At 69.9% G+C, this 26,616-nt stretch carries 25 protein-coding genes, 3 tRNA genes and 1 pseudogene; 12 read left to right on the top strand and 17 right to left on the bottom strand.

Annotated elements, in window-relative coordinates:
• Positions 1 to 888: 888 nt before the first annotated feature.
• From DRB96_RS00870 to DRB96_RS00900, 7 genes are all read left to right on the top strand, one after another.
• Complete coding sequence (locus DRB96_RS00870; RefSeq protein ID WP_162688420.1) at positions 889 to 2,598, top strand: AIPR family protein; 1,710 nt, start codon at positions 889 to 891, stop codon at positions 2,596 to 2,598.
• Between the two features lie 150 nt (positions 2,599 to 2,748).
• Positions 2,749 to 3,978, top strand: a complete 1,230-nt coding sequence (locus DRB96_RS00875; RefSeq protein WP_112446310.1) for a helix-turn-helix domain-containing protein — start codon at positions 2,749 to 2,751, stop codon at positions 3,976 to 3,978.
• 197 nt (positions 3,979 to 4,175) lie between these two features.
• Positions 4,176 to 4,475: a hypothetical protein gene (locus DRB96_RS44120; RefSeq protein WP_239515950.1), complete on the top strand. Its 300-nt coding sequence runs from the start codon at positions 4,176 to 4,178 to the stop codon at positions 4,473 to 4,475.
• The gene (locus DRB96_RS00885) at positions 4,472 to 4,663 is read left to right on the top strand and encodes a hypothetical protein (RefSeq protein ID WP_112446311.1); all 192 of its coding nucleotides are present in this window, start codon (positions 4,472 to 4,474) and stop codon (positions 4,661 to 4,663) included. Before DRB96_RS44120 ends, DRB96_RS00885 begins: the two co-directional genes overlap by 4 nt.
• Before the next feature lie 134 nt (positions 4,664 to 4,797).
• A complete protein-coding gene (locus tag DRB96_RS00890; RefSeq protein WP_112446312.1) occupies positions 4,798 to 5,259 on the top strand; it encodes a hypothetical protein in 462 nt (153 codons plus the stop codon).
• A gap of 85 nt (positions 5,260 to 5,344) precedes the next feature.
• Positions 5,345 to 6,157, top strand: coding sequence for a phosphotransferase (locus DRB96_RS00895; protein ID WP_112446313.1), 813 nt, complete (start codon positions 5,345 to 5,347; stop codon positions 6,155 to 6,157).
• Between the two features lie 47 nt (positions 6,158 to 6,204).
• The gene (locus tag DRB96_RS00900; RefSeq protein ID WP_239515949.1) at positions 6,205 to 7,014 is read left to right on the top strand and encodes a leucine-rich repeat domain-containing protein; all 810 of its coding nucleotides are present in this window, start codon (positions 6,205 to 6,207) and stop codon (positions 7,012 to 7,014) included.
• 63 nt (positions 7,015 to 7,077) lie between these two features.
• Here the strand turns inward: DRB96_RS00900 and DRB96_RS00905 are convergent, their stop codons facing one another.
• The 8 genes from DRB96_RS00905 to DRB96_RS00940 all read right to left on the bottom strand — a co-directional run bounded on the left by DRB96_RS00905 (position 7,078) and on the right by DRB96_RS00940 (position 12,079).
• Positions 7,078 to 7,821 carry a hypothetical protein gene (locus tag DRB96_RS00905; protein WP_112446315.1) on the bottom strand — a complete coding sequence of 248 codons (744 nt, stop codon included), beginning with the start codon at positions 7,819 to 7,821 and terminating at the stop codon, positions 7,078 to 7,080.
• Positions 7,822 to 7,850: 29 nt separating this feature from the next.
• Positions 7,851 to 8,243: a hypothetical protein gene (locus tag DRB96_RS00910; protein WP_112446316.1), complete on the bottom strand. Its 393-nt coding sequence runs from the start codon at positions 8,241 to 8,243 to the stop codon at positions 7,851 to 7,853.
• Positions 8,240 to 8,752, bottom strand: a complete 513-nt coding sequence (locus tag DRB96_RS00915; protein WP_112446317.1) for a helix-turn-helix domain-containing protein — start codon at positions 8,750 to 8,752, stop codon at positions 8,240 to 8,242. Before DRB96_RS00915 ends, DRB96_RS00910 begins: the two co-directional genes overlap by 4 nt.
• Complete coding sequence (locus tag DRB96_RS00920) at positions 8,749 to 9,072, bottom strand: hypothetical protein (RefSeq protein ID WP_112446318.1); 324 nt, start codon at positions 9,070 to 9,072, stop codon at positions 8,749 to 8,751. The genes DRB96_RS00915 and DRB96_RS00920 overlap by 4 nt, the downstream gene beginning before the upstream one ends.
• Complete coding sequence (locus DRB96_RS00925; protein ID WP_162688419.1) at positions 9,072 to 9,431, bottom strand: hypothetical protein; 360 nt, start codon at positions 9,429 to 9,431, stop codon at positions 9,072 to 9,074. The genes DRB96_RS00920 and DRB96_RS00925 overlap by 1 nt, the downstream gene beginning before the upstream one ends.
• 263 nt (positions 9,432 to 9,694) lie before the next feature.
• Positions 9,695 to 10,792: an AAA family ATPase gene (locus DRB96_RS00930; RefSeq protein WP_112446320.1), complete on the bottom strand. Its 1,098-nt coding sequence runs from the start codon at positions 10,790 to 10,792 to the stop codon at positions 9,695 to 9,697.
• Entirely contained in the window at positions 10,789 to 11,682 is an 894-nt protein-coding gene (locus DRB96_RS00935) for a bifunctional DNA primase/polymerase (RefSeq protein ID WP_112446321.1), read from the bottom strand. The genes DRB96_RS00930 and DRB96_RS00935 overlap by 4 nt, the downstream gene beginning before the upstream one ends.
• Positions 11,683 to 11,881: 199 nt before the next feature.
• The gene (locus DRB96_RS00940) at positions 11,882 to 12,079 is read right to left on the bottom strand and encodes a hypothetical protein (RefSeq protein ID WP_112453122.1); all 198 of its coding nucleotides are present in this window, start codon (positions 12,077 to 12,079) and stop codon (positions 11,882 to 11,884) included.
• A gap of 67 nt (positions 12,080 to 12,146) precedes the next feature.
• Here DRB96_RS00940 and DRB96_RS00945 point away from each other — a divergent pair, with 67 nt between their 5' ends.
• On the top strand, positions 12,147 to 12,872 hold the full coding sequence (locus DRB96_RS00945; protein ID WP_112446322.1) for a helix-turn-helix transcriptional regulator: 726 nt from the start codon (positions 12,147 to 12,149) through the stop codon (positions 12,870 to 12,872).
• On the opposite strand, the gene DRB96_RS44125 is transcribed toward DRB96_RS00945, so the two are convergent.
• From DRB96_RS44125 to DRB96_RS00975, 4 genes are all read right to left on the bottom strand, one after another.
• A complete protein-coding gene (locus DRB96_RS44125) occupies positions 12,827 to 14,047 on the bottom strand; it encodes a hypothetical protein (protein ID WP_239515948.1) in 1,221 nt (406 codons plus the stop codon). The two genes, DRB96_RS00945 and DRB96_RS44125, sit on opposite strands and share 46 nt — an antisense overlap.
• 239 nt (positions 14,048 to 14,286) lie before the next feature.
• Positions 14,287 to 14,360, bottom strand: a tRNA-Ile gene (locus DRB96_RS00965).
• A gap of 188 nt (positions 14,361 to 14,548) precedes the next feature.
• A tRNA-Asn gene (locus DRB96_RS00970) sits at positions 14,549 to 14,621 on the bottom strand.
• 5 nt (positions 14,622 to 14,626) lie between these two features.
• Positions 14,627 to 14,699 (bottom strand) — tRNA-Asn (locus DRB96_RS00975).
• Between the two features lie 145 nt (positions 14,700 to 14,844).
• Between DRB96_RS00975 and DRB96_RS00980 the strand changes: the two genes are divergently transcribed.
• Both DRB96_RS00980 and DRB96_RS00985 read left to right on the top strand, forming a co-directional pair.
• A complete protein-coding gene (locus DRB96_RS00980) occupies positions 14,845 to 15,153 on the top strand; it encodes a YtxH domain-containing protein (RefSeq protein WP_162688417.1) in 309 nt (102 codons plus the stop codon).
• Between the two features lie 106 nt (positions 15,154 to 15,259).
• On the top strand, positions 15,260 to 16,699 hold the full coding sequence (locus DRB96_RS00985) for an FGGY family carbohydrate kinase (protein ID WP_112446324.1): 1,440 nt from the start codon (positions 15,260 to 15,262) through the stop codon (positions 16,697 to 16,699).
• Between the two features lie 53 nt (positions 16,700 to 16,752).
• Here the strand turns inward: DRB96_RS00985 and DRB96_RS00990 are convergent, their stop codons facing one another.
• Positions 16,753 to 17,118, bottom strand: a complete 366-nt coding sequence (locus DRB96_RS00990) for a hypothetical protein (RefSeq protein ID WP_112446325.1) — start codon at positions 17,116 to 17,118, stop codon at positions 16,753 to 16,755.
• A 217-nt stretch (positions 17,119 to 17,335) separates the two neighbouring features.
• Between DRB96_RS00990 and DRB96_RS00995 the strand changes: the two genes are divergently transcribed.
• Both DRB96_RS00995 and DRB96_RS01000 read left to right on the top strand, forming a co-directional pair.
• Positions 17,336 to 19,069, top strand: a complete 1,734-nt coding sequence (locus tag DRB96_RS00995) for an ABC transporter ATP-binding protein (protein WP_112453123.1) — start codon at positions 17,336 to 17,338, stop codon at positions 19,067 to 19,069.
• The gene (locus DRB96_RS01000; protein ID WP_112446326.1) at positions 19,066 to 21,003 is read left to right on the top strand and encodes an ABC transporter ATP-binding protein; all 1,938 of its coding nucleotides are present in this window, start codon (positions 19,066 to 19,068) and stop codon (positions 21,001 to 21,003) included. Before DRB96_RS00995 ends, DRB96_RS01000 begins: the two co-directional genes overlap by 4 nt.
• Positions 21,004 to 21,070: 67 nt before the next feature.
• Here the strand turns inward: DRB96_RS01000 and DRB96_RS01005 are convergent.
• The 4 genes and pseudogenes from DRB96_RS01005 to DRB96_RS01025 form a co-directional block, all read right to left on the bottom strand.
• Positions 21,071 to 22,189: pseudogene (locus tag DRB96_RS01005) on the bottom strand (RNA polymerase sigma factor); the annotation flags it as partial.
• Positions 22,190 to 22,774: 585 nt separating this feature from the next.
• A complete protein-coding gene (locus tag DRB96_RS01015) occupies positions 22,775 to 24,910 on the bottom strand; it encodes a molybdopterin oxidoreductase family protein (RefSeq protein ID WP_112446327.1) in 2,136 nt (711 codons plus the stop codon).
• 68 nt (positions 24,911 to 24,978) lie between these two features.
• On the bottom strand, positions 24,979 to 25,812 hold the full coding sequence (locus DRB96_RS01020; RefSeq protein ID WP_112446328.1) for a glucose 1-dehydrogenase: 834 nt from the start codon (positions 25,810 to 25,812) through the stop codon (positions 24,979 to 24,981).
• 15 nt (positions 25,813 to 25,827) lie between these two features.
• On the bottom strand, positions 25,828 to 26,475 hold the full coding sequence (locus tag DRB96_RS01025; protein ID WP_239516714.1) for an ElyC/SanA/YdcF family protein: 648 nt from the start codon (positions 26,473 to 26,475) through the stop codon (positions 25,828 to 25,830).
• Positions 26,476 to 26,616 lie beyond the last annotated feature (141 nt).

A 26,616-nucleotide genomic window follows, 5' to 3' on the forward strand; every position in this document is an offset into this window, starting at 1 on the left:
CCCTACGCGCACGGAGGTGATCGGCAGCAGAAGACGTGCAGCACCAGACCAACTCTGGCGTAGAGCCCCCGTTCGGCGCCGGAGCATCGTGGCTCCTACAAGTGACCCCTGCTCCTACGACACACGAGGAAGTCATCGTCGGCGCGAAGGCGCCTGCCATCAACCGGACTCGGCACCTCGGGGTCAGGCGTGGGTTGTGGCTGAGGCAGTACTGGGCTGGCGGGTTCGGAACCGGCCGCGCGGCGCGAGGTGGGCAAGCGGCTCAAAGGGCGCTCCCGGACAGAGACGCCTTGGGCATAGCTGCGCCGGGACGACAGCCGTGGGACCGATGACCACCCGTCCCACGCCTGAACGGGCAAAGCCCCAGCTCAGGGGCCTTCGAGGTGCACGTGATGCAGCCTTCGCCTCACATTCGCCACACCGGCGCAGGGCTCCCACGGCCGCGAAAGAGGTGTTTTCGCAGGTCAGAAGGTTTCTTCTAACCTGCCATGGTGGGGCGGGTGGGACTCGAACCCACGGCCGACGGATTATGAGTCCGATCGAGGACGGCCCGGAGGATGCCGCCGGGTGATCAACTCTGCCCTTCCGGCCGGTCAGGGACCACGCTCACCGCCTCAACGTGACGATCACTGACACCACCTTCAGGCGCGTCCGTTCCCATCGGGTTCCCAGGGCACTCACGCCACCCGACCCGCCTGACCAGTCAAGGCTCACGCCGGCCGGGTTGCTAACAAGATCAACAGTCGCGCCAGCGGCAAGGTGACCAAGCAATAGTCGGACTACGCGCCCCTCGCGTCCAAACCATCGGCATGATGGACGGGTATGCACCCAAAGTGCATCCTCCGCAGAGCAGTTGCCCTCTGCGATTCGGGCGTGAGGAGCTGCGTAGTGGCGAGTAATGACCTCGTACTGATTGATCAGGTACTCAAGCAACGGGCAGCAGTGTCACCGCTGCTCGCAGACAAGATCTTCGAGGTCTTCGCGTGCGAGCAAGCAGTCACAACAGGAGACCTCTCCCTTGAGGAGATTCAAGCCGGGGTGATCGGGGGCGGCGGGGACGGCGCGATCGACGGGGTGTTCGTCTTCCTCAACGAGCGGCTGCTCGCAGAAGAAGACGAGACCCCTCCACCAGCCGATGTCCCGCGGGGGTCGCGTCTCCTGCTCTGGCTTGTTCAAGCCAAACGCGAAAAGTCCTTCACGGAAACGGCGATCGACCTCGCCGCTTCTTCTACCCGGCGCCTTTTGGACCTGGAGGAGACCGAGGAAGACCTCCTAGAACTGTACGGGGCTGAGCTCGTAACTAATGTTTCGCGATTCCGACGAACACTCACAACGATAGCCACTCGAAACCCACAAGTCGAAGTCCGATTCTCGTACGTAAGCCGCGGGGAAGTCTCCGACGTGAATTCTAAAGTCGAGAAGAAGGCGCGCGACCTGGAGAGCGCTTTTGCCGCGAAATTCACTGGAGGGGTCGGAAAAGTTGAATTCATTGGCGCATCAGAACTGTGGCAGCGATCAAACCAAGTACGGTCGTACACACTGGAACTTCCATACACTGAAAGCATCACCCACGGAGCGAGCCATATTGCGCTCGTAACACTGAGGGACTACCTCGGCTTCATCAGCGACGAGGAAGGGGCTCTCCGCCGCCACATTTTCGACTGGAACGTGCGCGACTACGAGGGCGGCGTCGAGGTTAACCGCGAAATTAGGGACTCTCTCCTAGACCACTCCGCTCCACAGTTCTGGTGGCTCAACAACGGAGTAACCATCACATGTTCACGAGCCTGGACCGTAGGGGGGAAGGTCTTCTCGCTGGATGATGTCCAGATCGTCAACGGCCTACAGACCTCTCACACGGTTCATGAAGCACTGCGCGACTTGCAACATCAGGAACCTAATCACCCTTCCTTCAGCGGCCTCATCCAGGTTCGAATCCTAAAAACAAACAACATGGAGGAACGGGACAAAGTAATCCGTGCAACAAACAGGCAGACCAAAGTCCACGATGCTTCTCTGCACGCGACGGACGACAATCAACGAAAGATCGAAGCCTTCTTCCTCGAACATGACTGGTTCTACGACCGCCGCAAGAATTACTACCGCAACCTTGGGAAACCGGCGAATCGAATTATCGGAATTCCTCTGCTTGCTCAAGCACTGGCAGCTATGGGGTTCAGTGAACCCCATAGCGCACGTTCACGGCCGTCCAGTCTACTCAAGAGCCCGAGCAACTATAGGAAGTATTTTTCCACGACAACACCGCTGCCTGTATATCTGTGGCTCGCCCGCCAGCAGCGCGTCGTAGACGAATTTCTCGCGAATGATGTCCACCCATCCGAGCGCACCGACCTTCGGTTTCACCTGGCCATGCTCAGCGCAGCCGAACTACTCGGGTCTGCCGTACACAATCCCCAGCAACTACGAAAATTGAGCGAACAGGAATCCCACTCAGACGAGGACTCCCTCTTCAGTCTTCTCTACTTGCTGATCAGGGAACGCGACGCGTTTTCCGTAGCAACAGAAAGTTCCTTCGACAAGATCGCCAAGGGCCCCAGCTTCGTCCCTGTCCTCCTAAGGGCGGCAGGCCACAAATAGCCCCCAGTGTTGTGCACTCGACCGGGCGCCGGGCTCACAAGCCAGCGCCCGGCAGTCATGACCAAATCCAGCTTCGCCCAAGTCAGCCCGCTCATGGGTACGTTGCTAGCAAGCGGAGTCTGATAGATCACAACAGATGGAGGCGCCCGGATGTTGGAGGAAGCAGAAGAGATCGGCCGTCGCGTACGGCGGGCACGGCTGCGACTTGGGATGCCACAGGCTGACCTCGCTGCCGCCCTGGGGAAGACACAGGGCTGGGTGTCCAAGATGGAGCGCGGCCTGATCGAGCTGGACCGGGTCGGGCTGCTGAACCTCGTGGCCGCCGAGCTGCACGTGCATCCCAATGACCTGATCGGCCGGCCGTACGCGAGTAGCCCCGCCGAGAATCAGTGGCAGGTCTCAGCCGCATCCATCCTGCGCGAGCTGCGCCGCTACGACCTCGCGCCGATCTTCGACGGCGCCCCGCGCGCGTCCGGTGAGCTGTGGCGGGACATGACCCGCCTGCACCGCCTGCGAGATGCGGCGGCCAACACGGCGATCCTCGCCACCCTCCCCGACCTCCTCCGCGAGGCCCGCGCCCTGGCCGAGGCCGCGACCGGCCACGAGCGCGAGGAAGCGTTCGCGATCTACGCCGTGGCGTGCAAGTTCGCCCACACCGCCGCGCACGCCCTCGGGCACCCCGAGCTCGTCGCAATGGCGGCCGAACGCGCCGCATGGGCCGCCCGTCTCTCGGCCGACCCCGTCATGCCCGCGCTCGCCGACTGGATGCGCGTCTGGGACATGTGGGCCACGGCAGATTGGGACGACTCGCTCACCCTGTCCGACAAGGCCATCGCCAGCGTGCAGCGCGAATACGAGCTCGGCGAGCCCCTCGCCCTACGGATGTGGGGCACGCTCCACCTGCGCGCCGCCGTCGCCGCGGCCCGTGCCGGCCGACCGGTCGAGGCCGATGAGCGGATCAACCACGCCCGCGACGCCGCCCGCAGGATGACCGGCCAGCACAACCCGCCGATCTACGACCGTCACTCGGTCACCTTCTCCCCGGGCAACGTACAGATCCACGCGATCAGCGTCGCCCTGGAGACCGGCGAGCAGACCAAGGCCCTCGCCATAAACCGCCGCACGGCCCCCGAGCTCGTCGCCGCTCTACCCAACTCCCGTCAGGGCCATCACCACATGGACCTCGCCCGCGCGTGGCTGTGGGACGGCAACCGTGACCGCGCGCTCGCGGAGCTGGAGACCGCGGAGCGGATCGCCCCCCAGCTCGTACGGAACCATCCGATCGCCCGGTCGACCCTCCGAGGCATTGTCTACGCCGAGCGGATCGCCACCCGCGAAAAGCTGCGCCGTATGTCAGACCGCTTCCACCTGGACGGATGAGGGCGGTATTCCTCCGATTCATATTGGGCCCCTGACCCGCCCCTAACTTCTGAGGCATGACAGGACGACCAACACCCCATCTCCCTTCACAGGGTGGCGAGTTAGGGACGGCCGGACCGTTCTACCCACGACTCGGCGACCTCGCCCGCGACACCGCCAAGGACGGGCGAATCGGCGTCATCGTGACGCTGCCCAGAGTGGGCGCCAGCACCTACCACCTGCGTCCGCCGGGCGGTGGCGACGAGTGGTCGGCGCCGGCTGACGGAACTACCCTGCGCCCCGTCCCGGCGCAGGCCACGTACGTGACCCCGATGCGGCGCGACGCCGTGTACGACCACCGGGCCCAGCAGAGCGCGCTGCCGGTCCTGGTCCACTACGACGACGGCGGTACGGCCGAGTCCCTGCTCGTCCTCACCCCGGACCAGGTCGAGTTGTACGCGATCCAGTTCGAGCGACTCATCTCCCAGCGCGAGCAGGCACAAGAGAACGCAGCATGACCGCGCGCCATGCTACGCAGCGCGGGGCCGCATCCGGCGATCCGGTGGGCCGCTTCCTGAGCTGGATATGGGTGCTGGGCACCGCCGCAGGATTCGCTGCGCTCGCCACCATGACCACCGCTGAGCTCGGGCACCGCGACGCACTGTCGGCCATGGCCATCCCCGACGCCGGATTCCCGGCGCTCTGATCTCCCCGCCCGCTCGGATGACCCGACAAGACCCGGGCGGGCGGGGCACGCCTCGGTAGGCACCGTCCCCAGTCGCGCCGGCCGAGGCGCTTCACAGCACGTCCCATGCACCACTGACCAAGGAGGCAAGGACCGTGACCGTAATCCAGGAGCGTCCCGCGACCGACGCGCGGAATCTGATCGGCGCCAAGCTGCGCGCGACGCTCGTGTCCAACATGCAGGCCAAGTTCCCCGAGCTGACCGATGACAAGGCCGACCGCGGCGTCGGGCAGATGATCGCCTTCCTCGCGGCGGGCGCGTACAGCGACACCCCGCTCAGCCCGTCGCCGCTCGTCGATGACTTCTGGCACGCCTTCCTGCTGCACACGCAGGCGTACCAGGACTTCTGCTCGGGGACGATCGGCAAGTTCGTCCACCACCAGCCCGGGTTCCTCGACAAGGAGGAACACGGCGGCGGCAAGGCCCTGCGCGCCCGGACGGTCGACGCGATCGTCGCGTCCGGCTTCGTGATCGACATGGAGTTCTGGCCCGAGCTGGACCTCGCCGACTGCTCGCAGTGCCACGCCAACTGCCACAACAGCCCCAAGTACGCCTGACGTACCGCCTGCGGCCGGTCCTCGGCTTGTGCCACTCTGTGGCCGAGCCGGGGACCGGCTTCCGTTCTGCACGAGGAGTAAGCGGGTGGACCGCACCGCATGGCTTGAACTCCCACCCGAGGCCCGTAGCGCCGTCGAGACCTACACCGGCCCCGTTGAGCACGCCGAGACCGCCGAGACCGGCGTCATGGCCCGTCTCGCCTGCACCCTCCACACCGCCGCCGGGCCGGTCTTCGTCAAGGGCACCCGCAGCGACGAGCCCACAGCGTGGATGTACGACTACGAGGCGCGCGTGACCCGAGTCGCACCGCTCGCCGCCCGCGTGCTCTGGCAGGTCGACGCCGGCGGGTGGCTGCTCACCGGGTACGAGTACCTCGTCGGCCCGCACCCGGACCTCAGCCCCGGCTCATCCGACCTCGGCCCCTACCTCGGCACTCTCACCACGATGTCCGAGGCGTCGTGGCCGGAGCAGGTCCGCAAGAAGCCGCTGCACACTCGCTGGGCCGGGTTCTTCCCTGACGACCGCTGCACCGACCTCGAAGGCCGTGCCCTCGTCCACTCCGATGTGTCACCGCTGAACATGCTGGCCACCGCGAACGGAATCCGCGTACTGGACTGGGCCCTGGCCTGTCCCGGCCCGGCGTGGGCAGACACAGCGTTCGCCATCCCTCGCTTCATTCACGCCGGCCACACCGCGGAGCAAGCCGAAGCCCTTGCCCGAGCGGTGCCCGCCTACTACTCCGCAGAGCCCTCGGCCGTCGCCACCTTCGCCGCCACCCTCTGTGGCGTCTGGGAGAGCCGCGCCGCTGCCGACCCGGCGCCGCACCGCGCCCCGCTGATCGCTGCCGCCCGAGCATGGTCCAGGCATCGCAGCAGCCAGGATGTGCACAGCGCTTAGTACCGAAACCCAGTGCGATCGTCCTGCCGGGTTCCTATCTTGATCGTATGGATGCCACACCCCCCGAGCCCCGCCTGTTCGCGAACCGATGGCCCGAAGGAATCGGGCCGGATGGTCAGCCCCTCCACCGGGAACGTTGCACCTGCTTCGATCAGTACAGGGTGCACCCGCGCGCCCGGGTCGGGTTTCACGGCGAGCAGCAGGACACGTCCTCGGCGGGTTGGCTGCGTCTTCTCGGGCTCGTCGAAGAGGCGGTCGCGGACGGCAGGGAGGAATTCAACCCGCTCGTCGAGCTCAGCCCGCAAGAGCGGCGAGACGTCATCACGCTGCCCGCGAGCATCGGCCGGCTGACCGCGGTCAAGCATCTGAGGCTCTATGGCAGCAACCTGGTGCGGATTCCCCCGGAAATCGGCGCTATGAGCAGCCTGGAGGAGTTCAGCCCGTACACCTCCCACCGGCTGCACTGGTTCCCGTACGAGATCACCCGCTGCTCGAAGCTGGTGCGGAGCACGGTCAGCACCCGCTCGCTGTTCGGTAACTTCAAGCTGCGCCCGCCCTTTCCCCGGCTGCGGACGACGGGCGATTCTCAATCCGGCGGTCACCTCGCTGCGCTGGACCCGAAGCGGTGGGGCACGACAGCCATCAGTGCGTGCAGTGTCTGTGACCGGCCGGTGGAGGGATCAGAGCTTCACCAGCGGTGGATCTCGCTCGTGGTCGCCACCGACGTCCTGCCGCTGCTCGTCAACGCCTGCTCGGCCGCCTGCCTCGCCGCGCTGCCGCCCGGCGCCGCCAAGCACGCTCCCCAGCCTCACATCGGCGGATGGGACGTGGCCCAGCCGTCGGCCGACTGGGCCTGACGTTCTCCCATACGCACAGCCCCGCTGGTTGGCGGGGCTGTGCTGTAGGGCGCACTCCGTCAGCTACGCATCGAGCTGTGCCGCTTCTTGGTCGGCAAAGCGGGCAGCGATGGCACTGCGCAGACCGTCGCCGCCGTCGGCTGAGCCGTCGACCTGGCGCCGCAGACCGGCGACGGTTTCCCGCAGGCCGGGCTCGGCCTGGTCGAGGTCGAGGCGGATGCGCAGGGCCGCGCTCTGGTCCTTGGGCAGGCGGTCAACGAGGGCCCGGTCGACCGTGCGCAGCACGGGGGCCGGGTCCGGTTCGGTCCAGTCGAGGCCGGCCAAGCCTTCGGGCTTGGGGCTCCTGGCAGCGAGGTACAACGGGAGTTCGACGCGCAGAGCGCGCAGGGTGTCGACGTCTGCCGAGCCGATCACATCGGCAGCGCTGCGGCCGGCGTCGAGCAGGGCTCGGGTGCGGTCCCACGCGCGTCCCCGGCGGGTCTCGGCGAGGAGCTGCTCGGTTGCGTCGCGCTCGGTCGGCGTCGAGGTGCGTTCGGCGTATGCGCGGATCTGGTCGGCTGCCGCCTTGGTCGTGCGCTCAATGCCGTCCAGTTCAGTGCCTGCGCGCTCGCGGGCGGCACGTTCCATTTCCGTCCGGCGACGGGCGTTCGCCTCGTCGGTGAGGTCGGGGTCGCGGAAGGTGCGGGCCTGGCTGATCCCGTCGTCGAGGCGGCGACGTAGTGCGGTGAGGTCCGTTTCGCGGGCACGCCGGACGGCGGCGAGGGAGAGCTGTGCGTCGATGATGCTCGGGCCGGTGAGGCTGGTCATGGTGTGGGGTCCTTCGGCGGCGGGGCTGGTCAGTAGAAGCGGACGAGCAAGGGCTGCCCCTGCTCGTCGCACGGCAGAGGGCGAGCAGGGCGCAGGGTGTGCAGCTCGGCATACCGGCGCATGGCGTCGACCTGAGCGCGGTGCTCGACTGGCGGGCCGTCCGGGGCTTCCTCGACGGCGAGGTGCTGGCCGCTCTGCTGCGCCTGCTCCCGAACATGTCCGAACCAGCGGACGTTGTCCGTGTAGAGAGTGCCGTCGACCCACCACGGCGCGGTGTGGACAAAGCCCCGATCTGCGAGAACGGGGTGAGTGCTGACGGGGCCCGAACGGGCTTCCGGGGCGGTGATCCGCTTCCAAGGAATCTTGCGATCGTCAGGCGTGATGTCCTCCCACTGTGAGCGGTCGACGTCTGCGGCGGTCATAGGGCGGTTCCTCCTTGGCGGTAGTGGTCGAGGGCTGTGCGGTCGACGAGCCACAAACGCTCGCCGGCCCGCCGGGCGGGCAGGCGCCCGGCTTCGATCAGGGACCGAATCCAGCGCGGCGAGCACTCCATGAGCGCCGCCGCCTCGATCACGGTCACCTCGACCGTGTCAGGGTCCGCCAGGGTGCTTCCGGTAGCGGCAGGCCGTACGGACTCTGCGGTCGCGTGCTCGGCGCCGGCCTGTAGTGCGACGAGGAGTCGTCGCGCTCCGGCCGAGAGCTCGCCTCCATCTGTGCGCACCCGTTCGTCGAGGTGAGCCGAGAGGATGCGAACGACCTCACTCGCGAGCACGGGCGGAACGATCACCGATCCGTCTGGCCGGAGCATCGAACTGCCCAGTCGTACCCGATCCGAGTCATCGAACCGACGGATTTGGTATCCGCTACGGGCATCATCAGCGCAGGTCGTGAGGGGGTTGGGAACGCGCTGGGAACGGTCGAGGGTGTTCATTCGCCACTCTCCCGAACGGCCTCTTTGGCAAGCGCTACGACGGTACGGCCGAGCATCGACGTCTCTGAGCCCTCGGCCACGCGAGCGAGCAGCCGTATCTCGCGGGTCAACGTCAGTCGGGGCGGCCCCGGCGACCGCTCGTCATCTTCCTGGTCCCCGTCGACGGGGAAGCCGAACAGCTCGGCGAGCGCGTCCATGACGGTGAGCACGGGCAGAGCGGCGGTGGTGCCGTCTTCGAGGGTGAGCTGCCACATGCTCTCGCGGGACGCGTCTTCGAGGCGGGCGAGGCGGTCGGCGAGCTTGTTCTTCCTACGGGCCATCAGCGCGCGTCACCCCCGGCTGCTTCGAGGGCGGCGAGGCGCTGTTCGAGGTCGAGGGACTCGCGCAGGGCAAGGACGGCGTCGAGCAACACACGGGCAGCCTGCACGCGGGCCTGCCCCTTCTCGTTGTCGAGCGCATCGACGAGGGTGGCCACGGCCTTGGTCGAGGCGGCGGCGAGCTGCCCGACTGCGAGCTGTAGCAGCTCGGTTCGAGTCGCCGTTACCTGTCGACCGAACCCGGGGTCCTCCATCCAACGGCGGATGGTGCGGCCGGAGACGCCGGCCTCGCGGGCGGCCTGCTCGGCCGTGTTGCCGCGGGCCAGGGCGACCACAGCGGCGGGGCGATTCTTACTGGTCATCTCGGGGTCCTTCTCTCCTCACGCGCGCGTGAGGACGTAATGAGGCGTGGGTGGGCGTTCCCCGCGACGGCAGGGAGACCGGAGGAGGCGACATCCGGGCATCTGGTGATCGGGGAGACGCTGAGCGTGTCCCGAGGGTGAGTGCGGGCCGTGAGTGTGGCCCGTTTGACCGTGTCCCCTATAGGGACACTGGGACACGGTCATACGGTCGGGGCCACCGTGGCCGGGGAAGTGGTCGGCCACGGTGGGACACGGTCGTACGGTCAGTCGGTGGAATCGGTAAACGGGCGCTTCGACTCGTGAAGCTGCGCGTTTCGGGCGCCGGGCGTGACGCTCACGTACCCCTCGTCGACAAGCAGGGCGAGCGCTCGGCGTACGGCATCCTGCTTGCCGGACACACGGTCGAGGACACCGCGCACGCTGAGCGGCTCCCTCGCGGTGGCGAGAGCGTCTGACACCCGCTTCATGAGCGCCGTCGGCCGGAACGGCCCGTCACGCTGCACGGGCGCCGGCAGACTCACGAGCGCCGAGCCGTCGAGCTGGGACTCGACGATGAAGTCGGCGAACCAGTGAAGCGCCCCGTTGCTGCCCGGCAGAGCGTTCTTGCGGACCTGTCCGGGGCGGTCCTTGGCAACGCGTACACGGGATTTGCCCGTCTGCCCGGGGGCAAGGGGCGTGATGTTCTCCAGTACGAAGGCGCACCCGTTGAGTCCGGAGAGCTTGTGCTGCGAGCCGGTCGCCCAGCGGCCCCGGCTCTCGCGGTCCTTGTTGACGTGGTCGAGCAGCAGCACGGCCGGGCCCTGCTCGGCGAGCCATCGGGGCAGGATGCGCCAGAAGCCGGCGACGTCCGTGTCGTCCTTCGGCTTGAGACCAAAGAGGCCCATCGCTTCGGTGACGCCATCGATGACGGCGAAGGTGGTCGGGCTGGTGAGGTAGGGGGCCAGAGCGGCGCGGCCTGCGTCGCCGAGCGGCCCGTCGGGGCGGAAGTAGTGGAAGCGTTCGGCGATGGCGGCGGCCGGGGCTCCGAGGGCGAGCAGGCGCGAGACGATGCCGCCTTCCTCGTCCTCGAAGTCGAGGTACATCACGGCGTTTCCGAGGGCGAGTTCGGCGGTCGCTACGGTGAGTGCAAGCCATGTCTTCATGGCTTCGGGCTCGGCGAAGATGCTGTGCAGGCGACCGGGGTAGAAGAGACCGGCGCCGTCGTCACGGCGGCCGATGGTCGGCTGCGGCGCGCTGTGGGTGCCGTCGAGCACGGGGCCGAGGTCGACGCGCTGCCATGTGGTGCGGTCGGTCATGGCGGCCTCGCTCGGTTGGGCCGGGACGGCAGCGAGAATGCGCTCACGCGCGGTCGGGGCGGTCATACGGCGGCCCCTCGCGGGTGGTGCATTCCCGAGCGCAGGCCCGAGGTGATGGTCTTCTCCGTTTCCGTCGGGCCGAGGCCGTTGGCTGCTGCCGCGGCGAGCAGCTCGTCGACGATCTCGGCGGGGGTGAGGTCACCGCGGCCGGCGAGTGTGCCGAGCTTGAACGCGGCCCGGTGCAGGGTGTCGTTCCGGGTTCCGGGGGCGGCCGTGCGGACGGCGTCGGCCTCGGCGCGCAGCGCGGCGGCGGCGTACCCCGGGCGGGTGGTGCGCGGCGGGGTCAGCGGCAGCACTACCGCGTGCACTGGCTCGGGCGTCGCCGGGGCGGCGAGCTCGCCGAGCCAATCGGGCAAGGCGAGGACCTCGGCGTCGAGGCCGGTCAGCCATCGGTACGGGGCGCCGTTCGCGGTTGAGGGCGGGGCGACGACGTACCCTCCGACCGCACGTACGTCGATCTTCCACCCGAGGCGGCCGGCGCTGTTGCGGATCTCGCCGTCGACCGGCGCCCGGTAGTAGAGGTGCTGGCCGCCCGATGCGGTGCGAACCGCCGGGGTGGTGCCGAACGGCCACCGAGCCCCGTGGCGGGCATGCAGCTCGGCGAGAACATCGGCGCCGTCGGTGATCCCGGGCAGGGTCCACTCGTCAGGCGGGGTGTCGCCCTTGGCCGTGTCGAGGTCGACCACGACGAGACCGGAGGGACCGCAGGCGATGCCGACGCCATACGGTCCGTGCGACCACGCCCGTACGATCGCGTCCTTCTCGGTCGTGGCCCGCTGCTGCCACTCCTTCACGGCGGGCCGCTTGTCGTCGGGGCGGAGGGGAAATACGTGCATGCCGTGGCTGGCGAGGTCGAGCACCTGCTCGACCCGCCGTGCCGTGTCGGTCTCGTTCATCGGGCGGCCCCGGACCGGCGTCCGGTGGGCAGGTACGGCAACGAGCGACGCGCGCGCTCAGTAGCCTGGAACATGAAGCTTCCTTACTGGCGGCGCAAGGTGGTGAGAGACCTCGCGCTCGCCGTGACTGTTCAGAGCTGGGCAGTGCTGAGGGGCTTCGGGGCCTCGGCTCGGTGTTAGCGCACCGGCCGGGGCCCGCCTATTCCGGCTGAACGCCGAGGAGTTCGAGCAGTTCGGCCGTGACCACGCGGTAGGCGCTACCCAGACGCAGCGTCCGTACGGGCATCTCGCCGCGCTGGGCCAGTTGGTAGAACTTGCTCCGCCCCAGGCCAAGCGCGCGACCTGCCGTTACGAGGTCGACCGCGGGCGGGAGAGCCAGGAGATCCGATCGGGTCATGCTGGACTGTGTCACTGAGTCACTACCTCTTCGGTTTTGGTGACAGGTGAGCACAGAATGCACCTCAATGCTGGACAGTGTCAATCAACTTGAATACTGTGCTTCCATGACACAAGAGGAATGGCCTGCTCGACTGGCCCGCACGATGGCCACTGAGGTCCGGCGCTTCCGCCAAGTACGCGGAATGAGCGCGCAGCAGCTCGCGGACCGCTGCGCCGAACTCGGCATGCCCATCGCGCGATCCGTGCTGGCCAACTTCGAGAGCGGTCGGCGACCGACCCTTTCCGTTGCCGAACTCATGGTCATCTCGCAAGCCCTGCGCGTACCGCCCGTCGCGCTGGTCGTCCCCGTGGGATACGAGGAGACCGTCGAGCCACTTCCAGGAGTCCAGGCGCACGCCTTCGAGGCAGCTCAGTGGATCACTGGCGAGGCGGCGGGCAGGACCGGTGCCGACTGGGCCGTCACTGATCAAGACGCCGACGACTTCGAAGACACGCCATATGGGATGTTCCGATACCGCGAGCATGCGCAGGCCATCGCCACACTGCTGCGACATCAGCAGATCGCGGACGAGGACAGGAAACGGGCCGCGCGAGTGGCCGACAGCGACGCGGAGCTACGTGACGCACTTCTCCGCGCCGCGGAGGCCACGGACGCCGCCCTAGAAGGAATCGTTGAGCGCCTTGAAGAGATCAGGGCAGTCCTACGCGAAGACGGGCTGATGCCCCCTCCGCTCCCTCGATGGGTTCACCATCGCTTCCCATACGACCCAGCAGTCAAGGAGGCAGATTGAAAGGCCACGTGTTCAAGCGGTGCCAGTGCCCGGCGCAGTACGACGCCAAGGGCCGGCGCAAGAACTGCAAGAAGGCACACGGTTCCTGGTACTACGCCGCCGACACCGGGATCGAGAGGGACGGCAAGCGGCAGCAGCTCAAGAAGGGCGGGTTCGCCACGGCCGATGAGGCCGAGCGCGAGCTGAGCACGGTCCTCGCCCGGATCAGTGAGGGCAGCTACACCCACGACGACGGGCAGACCGTCGAGCAGTGGCTCAAGAAGTGGATGGAGCTCAAGGAGCGGGCGGGCCGGCGCCCGACGACGCTCCGCTCGTACCGGCACCACATCGACGACTACCTCGTGCCGCACCTCGGCCGCATACGCCTGCGCGACCTGCGGCCCTCGCACGTCGACAAGCTGCTCGCCGAGGTCAACGACGGGAAGCGGAAGACGGCGACCGTTCGCCGCATTCACGCGACGCTGCGCAGCGCCCTGACGACCGCGGTGAAGCAGCAGCTCATCACCTTCAACATGGCGAAGAACGTCGAGCTGCCAACCTCTCAGCGCCCCAAGGTCATCCCGTGGGAGCCGGCCGAGCTCGGCGCCTTCCTCGACCACATCGGCACGCACCGCCTCGGCGCCCTCTTCGAGGTGATCGCCGGAACGGGCCTGCGCCGCGGTGAGGCGTGCGGGCTCCGATGGGACGACGTCGACTTCGCCCGGCGGGTGATCGTCGTGCGGCAGCAGATCGTGCAGGTGTCCGGGCTCAAGAAGCGGGACATGCCGCCCGTGGCGTGTCCGTACTGCGAAGGGGGACACATCGGTCTGATGTTCTCCCGGCCCAAGACGGCGAGCGGCGAAGATCGGATCATCGACCTCGACGAGCTGACCGTCGGTGCGCTCCTGAGTCACAAGCTGCGGCAGGAGGACGAGCGCCGCAAGTGGAAGTTGGCGTACCGGGACCACGGGCTCGTGTTCGCCCATGACGACGGCGACGCCCTGCGCCCGGATCACGTCTCCAAGCTCTTCGGCGGCCTGATCGACGCCGTCCGGTTCGAGGACGACGCGCACCTGCCCGCCGGGGAGCGCCGGCGGCTGCGGCGGGTACGGCTGCACGACCTGCGGCACGGACAGGCGTCGCTGATGCTCGCCGCCGGGGTCGACATGGCGATCGTGTCGAAGCGCCTCGGGCACTCCACGGTGACGATCACCACGGACCTGTATTCGCACCTGCTGGGTGGAGTCGGGCGCGACGCCGCCGAGAAGGCCGCCTCACTCGTGCCGCGCCGTCGCCGCGATCAGCCCGAGACGGCCGACCCGCGTTCCCAGGTGGTTCCCAGCCAAAGGCTTGAGCTCAGCTCGCCTGATGGCGCGACAGACCCCGGAAACGCCAAAGCCGCAGGTGAGATCGTTTCTTCACCTGCGGCTCGCAGTGGGGCGGGTGGGACTCGAACCCACGGCCGACGGATTATGAGTCCGCTGCTCTAACCGGCTGAGCTACCGCCCCTTCACGGCGTGGCGCGTACATGTGTGCGCGCCGTCTGCCGCAGCATAGCCGCTCATACGATCTCCTGCCTCGGATGCCTCGCATGATCGGCTTCGCCTGCCCAGAGAGACCGCGCCGGGCGCTGGCCGGTTCCGCACGCAGGGCAATAAAAAGAAAAAGGACCCACACGGGGTCCTCGTTCTCTCTTGCTCCCCCGACTGGACTCGAACCAGTAACCTGCCGATTAACAGTCGGCTGCTCTGCCAATTGAGCTACAGGGGACCGCGCTCCCCCGACTGGACTCGAACCAGTAACCTGCCGATTAACAGTCGGCTGCTCTGCCAATTGAGCTACAGGGGATTGCTGCGTTGCACCGAACAGCCCACCTCCGGCCTGGCCGGGGGGCGAGTGCCCGTTGCGAGTCATAGATTAGCGCAAGCAGGGGGGTGCTCCGCCAATCGGTATCGCCAGCGGGCCGGGCACCACACGACGAAGGGTGGCAGGCATGCGGTACAAGGTCACGTTCGCGGTCGGACTGGCCCTCGGGTACGTGCTCGGAACCCGGGCCGGGCGCGAGCGTTATGAACAGTTGAAGAAGTCCGCGCGCGAGCTCGCGCAGAACCCCGCCGTGCGCAACGCCGCCGAAAGCGCCGGTCAGAGCGGGCGCGAGTTCGCCGGCAAGGCCTTCGCCGCGGTGAGCGACAAGGTCGGCGACGCCGTGCCGGACGCCCTGGCCGGGCGGGTACGGGGCCTGCGCGCCCGGGTCGGCGGCGGCGGCTCGGGCGAGGACGACTGGGGCACCAGCAACACCTGACGGTTCACCCGGACGCCGCCGCGGCCGGTCGCCGCGCGGGACCCGCGAGGGCTCCGCGCGGTCCGGGGCGGACGAGTTCGCTCAGACGTGCGGCAGAATTCTCCGCATGGGGATAGTCGCCGGGCTGGACAGCTCTTCCACCTTCACTCGCATCGTCGTCTGCGACACCGAGACGGGCGCCGTGCTGCGCCAGGGGTACGCCCCCCATCCGCAGCCCACCGGCGAGGCCCTGCCTCACGAGACGGATCCACAGGCTTGGCTGCTCTCGCTCGGCGAGGCCGCCGGCGGCGGGCTCCTCGAAGGGGTGCAGGCCATCGGCGTCTCCGCCCAGCAGCACGGCCTGCTGCCGCTGGACGCGCAGGGCGCCCTGGTGCGCCCCGCTCTGGTCGGCAACGACAAGCGCGGCCAGGTCGCCGCCGCCGACCTGATCGAGTCGCTCGGCGGCCGGCAGGCCTGGTCCGAGGCCGTCGGCTCCGTCCCCCATTCGGCACAGCCGCTGGCGAAGCTCGCCTGGCTGGCCCGCGCCGAGCCGGACGCGGCCCGGCGGATCGCCGTACTGATGTCCCCGCACGACTGGCTCGTGTGGCAGCTGCTGGGCCGCCCGGCCCGGCGGACCACCGACCGGGGCGGCGCCTCCGGCACCGGCTACTGGTCGGCGGCCACCGGCACCTACCGCCCCGACCTGGTCGAGCTCGCGCTCGGGCACCGGGCGCTGCTGCCCGAGGTGCTCGGCCCGGCCGACGCCGCCGGCACCACCCCCGAGGGGCTGCTGATCTCCGCCGGGACCGGCGAGACCATGGCCGCCGCGCTCGGGCTGGGCATGGGCCCGGGCGACGCGGTGGTCTCGCTCGGCGCGTCCGGGTCGGTGATGGCGGTGCACCGCGAGGCGCTGTCGGAGCCGGGCGGGCTGATCACCTCGCTCGCCGACGCCACCGGCATGCACCTGCCGGTGGTCAACACCTCCAACGCGGTACGGGCCCTGCGCGGCACCGCCGAGCTGCTGGGCACCGATCTGGAGGGGCTGAGCACGCTCTCCCTGAAGTCGACCCCGGGCGCGCACGGACTCGTACTCCTGCCGTACCTGGAGGGCGAGCGGACGCCGAACCTGCCGCACACCGCCGGAACCCTGTCCGGGCTGCGGCGCGACTCCATGAAGCCGGAACACCTGGCGCGGGCCGCCTTCGAGGGCATGCTCTGCGGACTGGTGGACGCCCTCGACGTGCTGCGCAGCCGCGGGGTGGAGATCCGCCGGGTGTTCCTGCTCGGCGCGGCGGCCGAGCTGCCCGCCGTACAGGCCTTCGCGCCGGGGCTGTTCGGCACGCAGATCGTCGTACCGGCGCCGGCGGACTACGCGGCGCTGGGCGCTGCCCGGCAGGCGGCGTGGGCGCTCGGCGTGGCACAGGGCACACTCGCTGCGCACACCCCGCCGGTGTGGCCGGCGCCGGCGGCCCAGGTCTTCGAGCCGGACGAGGAGTACCCGGCCTGGCAGGGCGTGCGCCAGCAGTACATCGCGACCCGGGAGCAGATCCACCCCGGAGCGTTCTGAGCGGTCTCGGGGAAGCGGCGCCGGCCGCCGGCCCACCGGCGCGTTTCGGGAGATCAGCCCAACCGGGCCTTCACGTGGTCGACCACCGCCCGGAACTCCTCCGTCGGCGAGAAGTCGAGGTACTCGGTGTCCTCAAGGGCCTCCGGGGCGTGTCCGGGCGCCCAGTAGCAGGCCTCCCCGGCCGAGTAGACCGTGTCCCCGTCCTTCGTGTGCATCTTGATCTTGCCCTTGAGCACATAGGCATAGTGCGGGCACGTGCACAGGTCGTCCGGCAGGCCCTTGAACGCCGGGGTCATGTCCACGCCCTTGTCGAACCGTCCGAACGCGACGGTGTAGCCTCCGCCGATCTCCTGCAGGCGCAGCTCGGCGCCGTTGCCCTCGAAGGCGACGGGGGTCTGCTCCCGTGTGGTTGCCGTCATGGGTCCCTCCACAGCCGGTCCGTCCCGAGAACCCCCCGTCTCCCATGCTCCTCCCGATGCTCGCGGTCGGCGCGGCCGGCGGGGGTCCTGGGGCTCGGGACGCCGGGGAACGGACGTACTCCTTTTGACCGGGCTTTGCGAAAAGCGGTGGGGATCGGGCCACGGGGTGGCCGAAGATGGGGTGAACCCCCTCGATCATGCCGACCGGAGCCTGCGCGTGCTCATACGACTTCTGCGGACCCACCTCGGTCCGTACCGGAAACCGATCGCCGTGCTGGTCCTGCTGCAGCTGCTGCAGACCAGCGCGAGCCTCTACCTGCCCACGCTGAACGCCGACATCATCGACAACGGTGTCGTCAACGGCGACACGGGCTACATCCTGCGCTTCGGCGCGCTGATGCTCGGCGTCTCGCTGGTCCAGCTCGTCTGCAACGTCGGCGCCGTCTACTTCGGCGCCCGCACCGCGGCGGCCCTCGGCCGCGACGTCCGCGCCGCCGTCTTCGACCGCGTGCAGAGCTTCTCGGCGCGCGAGCTCGGCCACTTCGGCGCCCCGTCGCTGATCACCCGTACGACCAACGACGTGCAGCAGATCCAGATGCTCGTGCTGATGACCTTCACCCTGATGGTCTCGGCTCCGATCATGTGCGTCGGCGGCATCTTCATGGCGCTGTCGCTGGACGTGAAGCTGTCGGGCGTACTGCTCGCGGTGGTTCCCGTGCTCGGTCTGTCGGTCGGCGCGATCGTCCTGAAGACGCGTCCGCTGTTCCGCGCTATGCAGACGCGCCTGGACACCGTGAACCGGGTCCTGCGCGAGCAGATCACCGGCAACCGGGTGATCCGCGCCTTCGTCCGCGACGACTACGAGAAGGAGCGTTTCCGCGAGGCCAACGCCGACCTCACCGGCGTCTCGCTGGCCGCCGGCAAGCTGCTCGCGCTGATGTTCCCGACCGTCATAGTCGTCGTGAACATCTCCAGCGTCGCCGTCATCTGGTTCGGCGCGATGCGCATCGACAGCGGCGGCATGGAGATCGGCCAGCTGACGGCCTTCCTCGCCTACCTGATGCAGATCGTCATGGCCGTGATGATGGCCACCTTCATGTTCATGATGGTGCCGCGCGCCGAAGTCTGCGCCGAGCGCGTCCAGGAGGTCCTGGACACCGACTCCAGCGTGGTCCCGCCCGCCGAGCCCGTCCTCGAGCTCGACCGCCACGGCCGCCTCGAACTGCGCGGCGCCGACTTCCGCTACCCGGGCGCCGAGGCCCCGGTCCTGCGCGGGGTGGACCTGGTGGCCCGCCCCGGCGAGACCACCGCGGTGATCGGCTCCACCGGCAGCGGCAAGTCCACGCTGCTGGGCCTGGTCCCCCGGCTGTTCGACGCGACCGGCGGCGAGGTGCTCGTCGACGGCGAGGACGTGCGCGGCCTCGACCCGGACCTGCTCGCCAGGACGGTCGGCATGGTCCCGCAGAAGCCGTACCTGTTCTCCGGGACGGTCGCCACCAACCTGCGCTACGGGCGGCCGGACGCCACCGACGAAGAGCTGTGGCACGCGCTGGAGGTGGCGCAGGCCAAGGGCTTCGTGTCCGAGCTGGAGGGCGGGCTCGACGCGCCCATCGCCCAGGGCGGCACCAATGTCTCCGGCGGACAGCGCCAGCGGCTCGCGATCGCGCGCACGCTCGTGCAGCGCCCGGAGATCTACCTGTTCGACGACTCCTTCTCGGCCCTGGACTACGCGACGGACGCGGCGCTGCGCGCGGCGCTCGCCCGCGAGACCGAGGACGCGACCGTGGTCATCGTCGCCCAGCGGGTCTCCACGATCCGCGACGCCGACCGGATCATCGTCCTCGACGAGGGGCAGGTGGTGGGCGAGGGGCGCCACCACGAGCTGATGGCCGGCAACGAGACCTACCGGGAGATCGTGCTCTCCCAGCTGACGGAGGCGGAGGCCGCATGAGCGGGCCCGGAGGACGGATGATGATGGGTCCGCCCACGACGCGGACCATGGACTTCAAGGGCTCGGGCAACCGGCTGCTGCGCGAGCTGGCGCGCGACCGGGCCAAGCTGTGGGGCATGGTCCTGGCGGTGGTGGCCAGTGTCGCCGCCTCGGTGACCGGTCCGAAGATCCTCGGCAAGGCCACCGACCTCGTGTTCGCGGGGATCGTCGGCCGGGAGGCCGGGCAGGAGATGCCGCCCGGCGCCACCAAGGAGCAGGCCCTGGCGGCGATGCGCGCCAAGGGTCAGGGCGGGATGGCGGACATGCTGTCCGGCACCGCCTTCACCCCGGGCAAGGGCATCGACTTCGGCGCGGTCGGGGCGGTGGCTCTGTGGGCGCTGGGCGTCTTCACGCTCGCCGGCCTGCTGATGCTGGTGGCCACCCGGCTGTCGAACCACATCATGAACGCCGCCGTGTACCGGATGCGCGAGCAGTTGCAGGCGAAGCTGTCGCGGCTGCCGCTGTCGTACTTCGACCAGCAGAAGCGCGGCGAGGTGCTGAGCCGGGCCACGAACGACATCGACAACATCGGGCAGACGCTCCAGCAGACGATGGGCCAGCTGCTCAACTCGATCCTGACGATCGTCGGCGTGCTGGCGATGATGTTCTGGATCTCTCCGCTGCTGGCGCTGGTCGCACTGGTGACCATCCCGGTCTCGGCGTACGTCGCCGCGAAGATCGGCAAGAAGTCGCAGCCGCAGTTCGTGGCGCAGTGGAAGTCCACCGGCGCCCTGAACGCGCACGTCGAGGAGATGTACTCGGGCCACACGCTGGTCAAGGTCTTCGGCCGGCAGAAGGAGTCCGCGGCCCTGTTCGCCGAGCAGAACGAGGCGCTGTACAGGGCCTCGTTCAAGGCGCAGCTGGTCAGCGGGATCATGCAGCCGGTGATGCTGTTCATCTCGAACATCAACTACGTGCTCGTCGCGGTCGTCGGCGGCCTGCGGGTGGCCTCGGGCACCCTGTCGATCGGTGACGTCCAGGCGTTCATCCAGTACTCGCGCCAGTTCTCGATGCCGCTGACGCAGGTCGCCTCCATGGCGAACCTGGTGCAGTCCGGTGTCGCGTCGGCGGAGCGGGTCTACGAGCTGCTGGACGCGCCCGAGCAGGAGCCGGACGCCGAGGTTCCGGAGCGTCCGGAGACCCTGCTCGGGCAGGTCACCTTCGACAAGGTCGCCTTCCGCTACGAGCCGGACAAGCCGCTGATCGAGAACCTCTCGCTCAGCGTCGACCCCGGCCAGACGGTCGCGATCGTCGGCCCGACCGGCGCCGGCAAGACCACGCTGGTCAACCTGCTCATGCGGTTCTACGAGGTCACGGGCGGCGAGATCGGCCTCGACGGGGTGGACATCGCGAAGATGACCCGCGAGGAACTGCGCGGCGGCATCGGCATGGTGCTCCAGGACACCTGGCTGTTCGGCGGCACCATCGCGGAGAACATCGCCTACGGCGCCTCGCGCGAGGTCACGCGCGCCGAGATCGAGGAGGCCGCGCGGGCGGCGCACGCGGACCGGTTCGTCCGCACCCTGCCCGACGGCTACGACACGGTGCTGGACGACGAGGGCGCGGGCGTCAGCGCGGGCGAGAAGCAGCTGATCACCATCGCGCGGGCGTTCCTGTCCGACCCGGTGATCCTGGTCCTCGACGAGGCGACGAGCTCGGTGGACACCCGCACCGAGGTGCTGATCCAGAAGGCGATGGCGCGCCTCGCGCACGGCCGGACGTCCTTCGTGATCGCGCACCGGCTGTCCACGATCCGCGACGCCGACCTGATCCTGGTGATGGAGAGCGGCTCGATCGTGGAGCAGGGCACGCACGAGGAGCTGCTGTCCTCGGACGGCGCGTACGCGCGGCTGTACGCGGCGCAGTTCGCGCAGGCGGTGGCGGAGGTCGACTAGACGACGACCTGGGGCCCGGCGCGGCCGGTGTCGGGAGGGGCGCCCTTCGGGGCGCCCCTTCCCGTGCTCAGTCCAGATATCCGCGCAGCTGGTCGGCGAAGGCGTGGTCGCGCAGCTTGTTCAGCGTCTTGGACTCGATCTGCCGGATCCGCTCGCGGGTCACCCCGAAGATCCGCCCGATCTCCTCGAGGGTGCGCGGCCGCCCGTCGGCGAGCCCGTAGCGCAGCTGTACGACCTTGCGCTCCCGCTCCCCGAGGGTGGAGAGCACCGCTTCCAGGTGCTCGCGGAGCAGGAAGAACGCGGCCGACTCCACGGGCGAGGCGGCGTCGCCGTCCTCGATGAGGTCGCCGAGCGCGACGTCGTCCTCCTCGCCCACGGGTGCGTGCAGCGAGACCGGCTCCTGCGCGAGGCGCAGCACCTCCAGGACCCGCTCGGGGGTCAACTCCAGGTGGACGGCGACCTCTTCGGCGGTGGGCTCGTACCCGCGCTCCTGGAGCATGCGGCGCTGGACGCGGACGACGCGGTTGATCAGCTCGACGACGTGGACGGGTACGCGGATGGTCCGGGCCTGGTCGGCCAGCGCCCTGGACATCGCCTGGCGGATCCACCAGGTGGCGTAGGTGGAGAACTTGTAGCCGCGGGCGTAGTCGAACTTCTCGACGGCCCGGATCAGTCCGAGGTTCCCCTCCTGGACCAGGTCGAGCATGGTCAGTCCGCGGCCGACGTAGCGCTTGGCGACGGAGACGACGAGCCGCAGGTTCGACTCGATGAGGCGGCGCTTGGCCATGCGCCCCATGACGACGAGCTTGTCCAGGTCGAGCGTGAGCTGCAGGTCGAGCACGGCGCCGCTGGCGAGCTTCTCCTCCGCGAAGAGCCCCGCCTCCACGCGCCGCGCGAGCTCGACTTCCTCGACGGCGGTGAGCAGCGGGATCCTGCCTATCTCGCGCAGGTACTGCCGGAAGAGGTCGGCGGACGGACCGGCCCCGGCGGAGCCTTCGCCGGCGCGCTTGCGCTGCGTGGGCACGTGCTCGACCCGCTCCGGAGCCTCGGGCTCCTCCTCCTCGTCCACGGCGTCGGCCTCGGCCTCGGGCTCTTCGGCCGCGGCCGCTTCGGCGTCGGCTGCGGCGCCTCCGGGCGGACTGACGCTGACGGTCAAGCTCTGGGTCTGCACGGGGGCGACCTCCACAGGGCTCCGAGGACGGGGGCACCGGATCTCAGTGTGGCGTACGGCACATCGCTGCCACGAGGGGCGTGCGAGCACTTTCTGAGTCCGGCGCGTGACCCATGGTTACCCCCTGACGAGAACCCCGATGCGGATCGGACGCATGTCCGACTGGTGCCGGCGCTGCGCGCGGACGCTGCGTCCGGTGGGGGGTCGCGACGTACGGCAGCAGGCGATCTTCGACCCCTCCCTGAAGCACTGGCCGCGCGCCTACCGGGCCGGCGATCCGGTCTTCGCGGATCCCGCGCGGACGGCCGCCTGGGCGGCGGCCCGGCGAGCCGGGCGACCTCGGCTGCGGGGCCGTGGTCCTGGCCGCCTCGCCCGCGCTCTCGCCGGCCTGGAAACTGCTGTGGATCATCAGCGACGCGCATCCGCAGGGCAAGGACCTCTACGACGCCGTCCTGCTCGCCTGAACGCCGGCTCGATCCCGGGCACGGAATGGCCGCACTTCGAGACGGAGTACCCGCACCTGGCCCGGGCCGGCGAGGCAGCCTTCGTCGAGCGCCTGGTCGAGGCGCTCGCGCCCACCTTCGCGGCGGGCGGGCATGCCTAGACCGGCTCCACCCGGACCGCGCAGACCTTGAACTCCGGCATCCGGGAGGTGGGGTCCAGCGCCGGGTTGGTCAGGGTGTTGGCGCGGCCCTCGCCCGGCCAGTGGAAGGGCATGAAGACCGTGTCCGCCCGGATGGTGTCCGTGATCCGGGCCGGGGCGACCGCGCGGCCGCGCCGGGAGGTGACGGCCAGGAGGGCCCCGTCGACGGCGCCGAGGCGCGCCGCGAGGCGGGGGTGGAGTTCCACGAAGGGGCCGGGGGCGGCTTCGTTGAGCTCCGCCACCCGGCGGGTCTGCGCGCCCGACTGGTACTGGGCGACCACCCGGCCGGTGGTGAGCAGCAGCGGGTACTGCGCGTCCGGCATCTCGGCGGCGTCGCGGTGGGTGACGGGCACGAAGCGGGCCCGTCCGTCCTCGGTGGCGAACCGGTCGAGGAAGAGGCGCGGGGTGCCGGGGTGGGGCTCCCCCGGGGCTCCCTGCCCGGCCCCGGAGTCCGCCGGGCAGGGCCAGAAGACGCCCTGCTCGGCCTCGATGCGGGCGTACGTGATGCCCGAGTAGTCCGCCGGGCCGCCCGCCGAGGCGCGGCGCAGCTCTTCGAAGACCTCCTCGGGCGCGGTCGGGAAGGCCTTCGGCATGCCCAGCCGGGACGCCAGGCCGTGCAGGACCTCCAGGTCGGAGCGGACGCCCGGCGGCGGGGTCAGCGCCCGGCGGCGGAGCAGGACCCTGCCCTCCAGATTGGTGGTGGTGCCGGTCTCCTCCGCCCACTGGGTGACCGGGAGGACCACGTCCGCCAGGGCGGCCGTCTCGGACAGGACCACGTCCGCGACCGCGAGGAAGTCCAGGGAGCGGATGCGCTCCTCGACGTGGGCGGCGCGGGGGGCCGACACCACCGGGTTGGAGCCCATCAGGAGCAGGGCCTTCACCTCGGAGCCCAAGGCGTCGAGGAGTTCGTAGGCGCTGCGGCCCGGGCCGGGGAGCGCGTCGGGGTCGATGCCCCAGACGCCGGCGACGTGCGCCCGCGCCGCGGGGTCGGTGAGCTTGCGGTAGCCGGGGAGCTGGTCGGCCTTCTGGCCGTGCTCGCGGCCGCCCTGGCCGTTGCCCTGGCCGGTGAGGCATCCGTAGCCGGAGAGCGGGCGGCCGGCCCGGCCGGTGGCCAGGCACAGGTTGATCCAGGCGCCGACGGTGTCGGTGCCCTTGGAGTGCTGCTCGGGTCCGCGCGCGGTGAGCACCATGGCGGAGGAGGGCTCGCAGAACAGGGCGACCGCTTCGCGGAGCTTGGGCACCGGCACGCCGGTGATGCGCTCGACCAGCTCCGGCCAGTGCGCCATGGCGGCCGCTCGGGCCTCTTCCCAGCCGGTGGTGCGCCCGGCGATGAACTCCTCGTCCGTGTGCCCCCCGGCCACCACCAGGTGGAGCAGGCCGAGCGCCAGCGCCAGGTCCGTGCCGGGGCGCGGGGCCAGGTGCAGGTCGGCCTGTTCGGCGGTCCGCGTGCGGCGCGGGTCCACCACGATCAGCGTGCCGCCGTTCTCCCTGAGTTCCCGGAAGAAGCGCAGGGCGGGCGGCATGGTCTCGGCGGGGTTGGAGCCGACGAGGATGACGCAGCCGGTCCGGGGGATGTCCTCCAGCGGGAAGGGCAGCCCCCGGTCGAGCCCGAAGGCCCGCTGGTGCGCGGCGGCGGCCGAGGACATGCAGAACCGGCCGTTGTAGTCGATCTGCGAGGTCCCCAGCGCGACCCGGGCGAACTTCCCGAGGGCGTACGCCTTCTCGTTCGTCAGCCCGCCTCCGCCGAACACCCCGACCGCGTCCGCCCCGGACGACCGCCGGGTGCGGGCGAGGCCCTCGGCGACGGCGTCGAGGGCCTCCTCCCAGGTGGCCGGTTCCAGCTGCCCGGCGTGGGTGCGGACGAGCGGCTGGGTCAGGCGCACCCGGGAGGAGAGCACGGCGGGAGCGGTGCGGCCCTTGCCGCACAGCGCGCCCCGGTTCACGGGGAAGTCCGCGCGCTCCTCCACCACCACGCCCGCTCCGCCCGGTTCGGGGCGGAGGTTCATCCCGCACTGCAGGGCGCAGTACGGGCAGTGCGTGGCGGTGACGGCGGAGGAGGCGGTGTCTGCCGGTGCGGCTCCCGGAGTGTGCATGCGGTTCACGATGCGACGCGGGTGTTACGCGGACCGCCACCCCCGGTTACGCCTCTTGTACGAGCCCCTCAGCGCGGGCCCTGCCGGCCGGTGAGGTACTGGACGGTCAGGCCTGCCGTCCAGCCGCCGTCCACCGCGAGCTCGGCGCCGGTCATGTATCCGGCGGCGTCCGAGAGGAGGAAGGCGATCGCGGCGGCGATCTCCTCGGGGAGGCCGACGCGGCCGAGGGGGGTGCCCGGGTAGTTGCCCTCGCCGGCCCGGATGCCGATCGGGGCGGTCATCGGGGTCAGCGTCATGCCGGGGTGCACGGAGTTGACGCGGATCCCGGCCTCGGCGAGCTCGACCGCGCCGATCTTCGACAGGCCGCGCACGCCCCACTTCGAGGCGCCGTATCCGGCGGTCAGCGCGAGGCCGGTGAGGCCGGCGGCGGAGGAGATGTTGACGATCGAGCCGCCGCCGTTCGCGCGCAGCAGCGGGATCGCGGTCTTGATGCCGATGAAGACGCCGACCAAATTGATCTCGACGACCCTGCGGAAGTGCTCGACGCTCTCGTGTTCCAGGAACTGGCCGGTGGAGATCCCGGCGTTGTTGACCAGGCCGTCGATCCGGCCGAACTCGGCGACCGCGTGGCCCAGCGCCGCCTCCCAGTCGGATTCGCTGGTCACGTCGTGCCGCACGAAGCGCGCGGCGCCGCCGAGCTTCGCGGCCGTCTCCGCGCCCTCCGCCTCCAGGACGTCGGTGATCAGCACCCTGCCCCCGCCGTCCACGACGGCCTGCGCGGCCGCCGCGCCGAGGCCTCGGGCCCCACCGGTGACGACGACGACCTTGCCGCTCAGATCCACAACAGCCACGGTTCCACACCCCTGCCGAACGAGACGGATCGCTATATGACTAATCGGCATATGCCGACAGCGGCGTCAGTCTGTCAGAGCGGCCAGGGCCCGCGACACCCCCTCCTCCTTCGGCCCCAGGAACCGCGGCTCCGGCTTGAAGACCGCGTCCAGCGCCGCCTTTCCCGACGCGAAGACCTCGCGCGCGCCGCCGTAGTACCAGGTCGCGTCGTGCACCTCGGCCACCCCGACCCCGTACGCGTCCACGCCCGCGGCCCGGCACAGCGCGACCGCCCGGCGGATGTGGAAGTCCTGGCTGACCAGCACCGCCCGGCGCACCCCGAAGATCTCCCGGGCCCGGACGCAGGAGTCCCACGAGTCGAAGCCGGCGTAGTCGCTGACGATCCGGGCGTCCGGCACCCCGTGCCCCGTCAGGTACGCCCGCATCGCGTCGGGCTCGTCGTATTCGGTGCGGCTGTTGTCGCCGGTGACGAGGACGACCTTGACCCGGCCGGCCCGATAGAGCTCGGCGGCGGCGTCGAGGCGGCTCGCGAGGTAGGGGGTCGGCCGGCCGTTCCACAGCCCGGCCCCGAAGACCACCGCCACCTCGGCGGCGGGCGCGTCCGCGGTGGTGCGCAGCCGCGGACCGGCCGCCGCGTGCGTCCACGCCGAGGGCAGCAGCGCCAGCGCGCAGAGCGCCATGACCGCCTGCACGGCCCGCCGCCGGGCCGGCATGCCCCGCAGCGCCGCCCGCAGGCCCCGTACCGCCGCGGGCAGGCCCCGGACCGCCCCGGGCAGCGTCCTTGCCGCCCCGAGCAGGCCCCGTACCGCTGTGCGCATCCTTACCCCCTGGTTGGTCCCGTCGACTACGGACGC

Source organism: Streptomyces sp. ICC1 (assembly GCF_003287935.1).
Taxonomy (GTDB): domain Bacteria; phylum Actinomycetota; class Actinomycetes; order Streptomycetales; family Streptomycetaceae; genus Streptomyces; species Streptomyces tritrimontium.